Origin of the sequence: Sporomusa sp., assembly GCF_035561255.1 — a bacterium.
In the GTDB taxonomy this organism is placed as follows: domain Bacteria; phylum Bacillota; class Negativicutes; order Sporomusales; family Sporomusaceae; genus Sporomusa.
Map to the genome: position 1 here is coordinate 1 of NZ_DATMXX010000347.1, position 5,349 is coordinate 5,349.

Annotated in this window: 5 protein-coding genes; 4 read left to right on the forward strand and 1 reads right to left on the reverse strand. The window is 48.9% G+C overall.

Annotation, left to right across the window (positions count from 1 at the left end; genetic code table 11):
• Window positions 1–71: 71 nt before the first annotated feature.
• From VN379_RS19725 to VN379_RS19740, 4 genes are all read left to right on the forward strand, one after another.
• Entirely contained in the window at window positions 72–1,610 is a 1,539-nt protein-coding gene (locus VN379_RS19725; RefSeq protein WP_325537003.1) for an N-acyl-D-amino-acid deacylase family protein, read from the forward strand.
• Window positions 1,611–1,706: 96 nt separating this feature from the next.
• Complete coding sequence (murI, locus tag VN379_RS19730) at window positions 1,707–2,513, forward strand: glutamate racemase (RefSeq protein ID WP_325537005.1); 807 nt, start codon at window positions 1,707–1,709, stop codon at window positions 2,511–2,513.
• A gap of 31 nt (window positions 2,514–2,544) precedes the next feature.
• Window positions 2,545–3,306: an aspartate dehydrogenase domain-containing protein gene (locus VN379_RS19735; protein ID WP_325537007.1), complete on the forward strand. Its 762-nt coding sequence runs from the start codon at window positions 2,545–2,547 to the stop codon at window positions 3,304–3,306.
• Between the two features lie 63 nt (window positions 3,307–3,369).
• On the forward strand, window positions 3,370–4,581 hold the full coding sequence (locus VN379_RS19740; RefSeq protein ID WP_325537009.1) for a pyridoxal phosphate-dependent aminotransferase: 1,212 nt from the start codon (window positions 3,370–3,372) through the stop codon (window positions 4,579–4,581).
• A 299-nt stretch (window positions 4,582–4,880) separates the two neighbouring features.
• Here the strand turns inward: VN379_RS19740 and VN379_RS19745 are convergent, their stop codons facing one another.
• Window positions 4,881–5,177 carry a hypothetical protein gene (locus VN379_RS19745; RefSeq protein ID WP_325537011.1) on the reverse strand — a complete coding sequence of 99 codons (297 nt, stop codon included), beginning with the start codon at window positions 5,175–5,177 and terminating at the stop codon, window positions 4,881–4,883.
• Window positions 5,178–5,349: the final 172 nt, after the last annotated feature.

The window sequence follows — 5,349 nt, forward strand, 5'->3', positions numbered from 1 at the left end:
GTCATAAGATATAGGATTTATATCGCTTATAGCCATAATAGAGGCGATCTGCGCGGAATGGAGTGAATGACATGAATACCCCTATTCTCATAAAAGGAGCAACTATCTATGACGGCAGTGGAACCCCGCCTTTTATCGCTGATGTTCTGATTGCCGGTGGTATTATCAGCAGGATCGGCAGAACGGTTCACCAAGCGGGCTGCGAGGTAGTGGAGGCGGCGGGCAAGATTCTTTCGCCTGGCTTTATCAATACCCACAGCCATTCCGAGCTTGAGATATTCAGGGATCCCCGGCTGCTTCAGGTAATCGGACAGGGCATCACTACCGAGGTACTCGGACAGGACGGCTCATCAGTCACCCCCATCGACGACGCCCATGTCCAGGAACTGGCAGAGAATATGGCGCCGCTGTGTGGCAAGACAGACCGTCCGTATTGGTGGCGGACCTATGCCGATTACATGCATGAAATCGAAACAGTCAATCCTGCGGTGCGCTTCGTTGGCCTGGTGGGACACGGCACAGTCCGCATGAGTGTAATGGGAAGCGAAAACCGGGTTCCTACGCCTGGAGAACTTAATCAGATCTGCGACATCATTGAAGACAGCATGGCTGAAGGCGCCCGCGGCGTTTCGTTTGGTATGATCTATCCGCCCAGCAGCTATGCCTTCACCGAGGAACTCATCGCGATCTGCAGGGTAGTGGCCCGGCATGACGGCATCGTCATGGTGCATACCCGCAACGAAATGGGACGGTTAATTGAATCGTTTGAAGAGATGGTTCATGTAATGAAGGTGAGCGGCGTCAGGCTGCTGATCTCCCACCTCAAATCACTGGGTTTTCTCAACTGGGGCAAGGTGCTCAAGATACTTGACCGTATGGAGCAACTTCAGGCCGAAGGCTATGACATTACTTTTGACCAGTATCCCTGGACAGCAGGCAGCACCGGCATGAAAGTTATTGCTCCCGGCTGGGCCTATGCCGGCGGCGAGGACGAATTTCATAAGCGTCTGCATGATCCCACCCTTTATAAAAAGATTTTGACAGACACCCGCGAGGAATTGTATGCGCGCGGCAGTGGCAAAAGCGTGCAGATTGCCACAGTCCCTCCCGGCGAGTTTGAGTGGATGGTCGGCTTGCATCTTGACGCCATAGCCAAACGTCTGGACATGGACGAGGCGGTGGCGGTACTCCATATTCTTGAAAAAACCCGCTCTGCGGTCATTTGCGTTTACCACGCCATTTGCGAGGCGGATGTGCAAAAAGTGATGCAAAGTCCCTATCATTGTGTTTGTACTGACGGCATTGTCGGTGCAGTGCCGCATCCGCGGGCCTATTCAACTTTTCCGCGCTTTCTGGGGCGCTATGTGCGTGAGCTTGGTGTTATACCACTGCAAACAGCCATCCGCAACATCACTTTCGAACCGGCCCGGCGCTTGCGGCTGTGGGATCGCGGACTGGTGCGCCAGGGGCTGTCGGCTGATCTGGTGCTGTTCGATTACGAGCGGGTGATGGATACCAACAGCTACGCCGAACCCAAAAAGCTGCCGGCTGGTATTTGCAAGGTCTGGGTGAAAGGCGTACTGCGCTATCAGGAAGGAATGTCTCTTTAACTGGCAGGCTGGAGCTTTGCCGGCAAGCAAAGTCCGGATTTTTACCCAGAATAAAATTGTAGTAATGTCTGTATTAGTTAGGGGGGGAGCTTTATTTTGAACAATCAGCCGATTGGCTTGTTTGACTCGAGCTTGGGTGGATTGACAGTTTATAAGGAGGTAAAGAAAATATTGCCAAATGAAAGTTATATTTATTTTGGCGATACCGGCCGTTCGCCGTATGGTTCGCGGCCTGAAGCAGAATTGAAAAGTTTTGTGAAACAAATTATTCAATTTATGCAAAAGCATGAGGTCAAAGCAATAGTTATTGCCTGTAACACCGTTACGGCGCTAGGCTTGGAGCAACTGAGCCAGGAGTTCAACATACCGTTAATCGGTGTAAGCCGTGTTCCGGAGCTGACAGTTTCAACTACCAGGAACAAGCGGGTCGGCGTTATCGGTACAGAGATCACCGTTCGTTCAGGGTTGCATAAGAAGGATATTCTGCATATAGATCCTTCTATTCAGGTATTTTATGCGGCCTGCCCCAAATTTACACCCATACTTAATAGTGGTGACCTGGCCGGGACAGAAGCCGGAGCGGCTGTGGAAGAGTATTTAACGCCGCTAAAAGCGGCGCACATTGATACGCTGGTCCTGGGGTGCACAGCTTTTCCGTTTTTGTTGCCCGTAATTAGGAGTTTTATGGGCGAAGGGGTCGCGATCATTGATCCGGCGGAAGAAACCGCAAGGCAGCTCCTGCGCTCTTTACAACAGGCCGGGAGGCTGCACAAATCGGAGAATCCGGCGAATACGCTATTATTTTCGGAACCCGATATCGAAAAAATACGGCTTATTGCCAGTAAAATCATCAACGTAGACGATTGCAGCTTTCAATATCTTGACATGAACCAGGCTGTCTAACATTTAAAAAGTGCATCCTAAGGAGGCCAACATGAAGAAAAAAGTTGGTATTATTGGCTATGGTACAATCGGAAAGTATATTTTCGAGAAATTATCCCGGGACGGGGTGGAATTCGCCTTTGTGTTTGACAGGACGGCAGTAGCGGATAAAAAAAAGGGCACCATATTTACGGACTCCACCGAAGAAATTGTACAAAAATGCGCTGCTGGAGTGGACCTTGTCATAGAAACCGCAACCTCGCAGGCAGTAGTAGAATTGGCTCCGGCAATTCTAAGGTTTGCCGACATGGTTGTCTTTTCGGCAACAGCCTTTGCTGACCAGGAATTTCTGAACCGGATACATCAAATTTGCCAAACATCCCAACACAAGCTTTATATTCCTCACGGGGCCATTTTGGGGCTTGATGGTATCGTTGACGGAAAAGACGTTTTACAGGAGGTCGCAGTTACGACCACCAAGAGACCGGAGAATCTTGGCCGCACCGACAGCTGCAGAACAATTCTTTACGAGGGACCAACCCGTAATGTCTGCCGGCTGTATCCGCGCAATGTTAATGTTCATGCCGCAATAGCTTTAGCAGGACTCGGCTTTGATACAACCCGGTCCAGGATTATCTCCGACCCGGATGCCCCTGGCAATACCCATAGCATTGAGATCAAAGCCCGGGGCTGTACGTTTAAAATCGAAGTAGTAAGCGAACCGGTATCAGGGGTAACAGGGGCCTATACACCGGTTTCCGCCTATTCGTCAATACGGCGGATCTTATTCAATCAGGGGCTGGTAATCATTTAATTAAATATCTGTATTTTGTTTATTATTAAGGATTTAACCTGAAGGGACGAAAGGAGAAGCACAATGAGTCTGTTATGTGACAAATTTTCAAAGATCGGTGTTGACAATGCCCCTGGCCAGGAGGTACGCCAGCACGTTGGGGAAATTCGGCTCCGGGGAAAAGAGATACCTGGTAAACCAGTTGATTTTTCTCATGGCGATGTAAATGCATTTGAGCCAATCCCCGGCTCACTGGACGAATTTATTGCCGGTGTCCGGCGCGGCGGCGAACAGGCTTATACTGAGTATCGCGGCGGCAGCAGCATTCGCCTGGATTTGGCGGAGAAGCTTACCAGGTTCAGCGGCGCGGCAGTTTCTGCTGATAAGGGCCTTATTATTACTCCCGGAACGCAGGGAGCGCTGTTTTTGGCAATAGGCGCTACTGTTGCCAGGGGGGACAAGGTCGCAATCGTTGAGCCTGACTACTTTGCCAACCGTAAACTCGTCCAGTTCTTTGAGGGCGAGGTGTTTCCCGTCCAAATCGATTATCTTGGAACCTCCGAGTATGCCGGGTTGGATCTAACCCAGCTGGAGGAGGCGTTTAAGGCCGGCGTCAGACTCTTTTTATTTTCCAACCCTAACAACCCCGCCGGGGTAATCTATTCACCGGCCGAGATTCGTGCCATTGCCGGCCTTGCCCAAAAATACGGCGCCACGGTTATTGTCGATCAACTATACTCCCGGCTGCTTTACGAAGGGAAAACCTACACCCATCTATGCACGATGGACATCGAGCCCGAGAATGTAATTACCATTATCGGACCGTCAAAACTGGAATCCATTAGTGGTTACCGGCTGGGAGTGGCGTTTGGCTCGTCCAGAATCATTGACCGCATGGAGAAGTTGCAGGCAATTGTATCTTTGCGTGCTGCCGGTTATAGCCAGGCCGTATTGAAGACCTGGTTTGCCGAGCCAACCGGCTGGTTAGATACGCGTATCGCACTGCATAAGGCAATACGGGATGACTTATTAAAAATTCTCCGGTCAGTTGCGGGACTTGAAGTAAGAATACCGGAGGCCGGCAGCTATCTCTTTCCCCGAATTCCGGCGCTGGCTGTTACTATACAGGAATTCGTCAAAATTCTTCGTCTGCAGGCTGGGGTAACAGTGACTCCCGGTACAGAATTCGGTTCACATTTCACCGACAGTTTCCGCCTCAATCTTTCACAGGATCATGAAGCAGCTGTACATGCAATCGAACGCGCCGTTAAATTGATTGAAAGATATCGCAAATAAGCGGTTTTATAAGCGCAGGGACCCGGGCTTTCTAAATACCTGGAATTAGTTGTGGTCATATTGATAAGAACGGAAATATCAAGGTGATTGACGGGGTATGGGCGGTGGACGGTAAGCAAATGACTCAAGGGAACCGTCCCCTTGAGTCATTTGCGAAACTGCTGAAAAAGTAGCACTCGTCCCCAAACCCATACTACATTAGTTATCCAATATAATTTCGATCTCAATATATTGTAGGCGATCGGTTTTGACCTTGAGTTTTTCAGTGATTTCTAACCGTCCCCGTGAGTCATAAAGAGTTACTGTTGTGACATATAGGCTGAGGCAATAGCCTCTTGTATCATTTTGGCGGTAACCCCTTCTGTCCATTTATCAAAATAACATGGATAGTTGGTTCCGCAGGTCTTACATTCTATATATTGCTTAGCATCCTTTTGTTCCCGTGTATCGTACATATAGGGAAGAAGCTCGTTGGTGTTATTAACTCCAGGGGCATTCCCATCTATGCTATAGGAATATTCATAAGTAGCTTGGTATTTTAGTGTAAAATGGTCAGCACTGCAAACGGGGCATACAACACGCGTGTTATGCTGCATATTTGTCACCTCTATTTTAATATATGGATATAGTTTTGTTTTCTTAAGGACTAACTACATAAGACTAGTGGCTTCTCATTGCTATTATGTCCATAAATAGCAGGCTAATGCTGCCAGCTTAAATGATAGCGGTTTAAGTGATGTATGATATTTAATTGAAAATTATATTGAC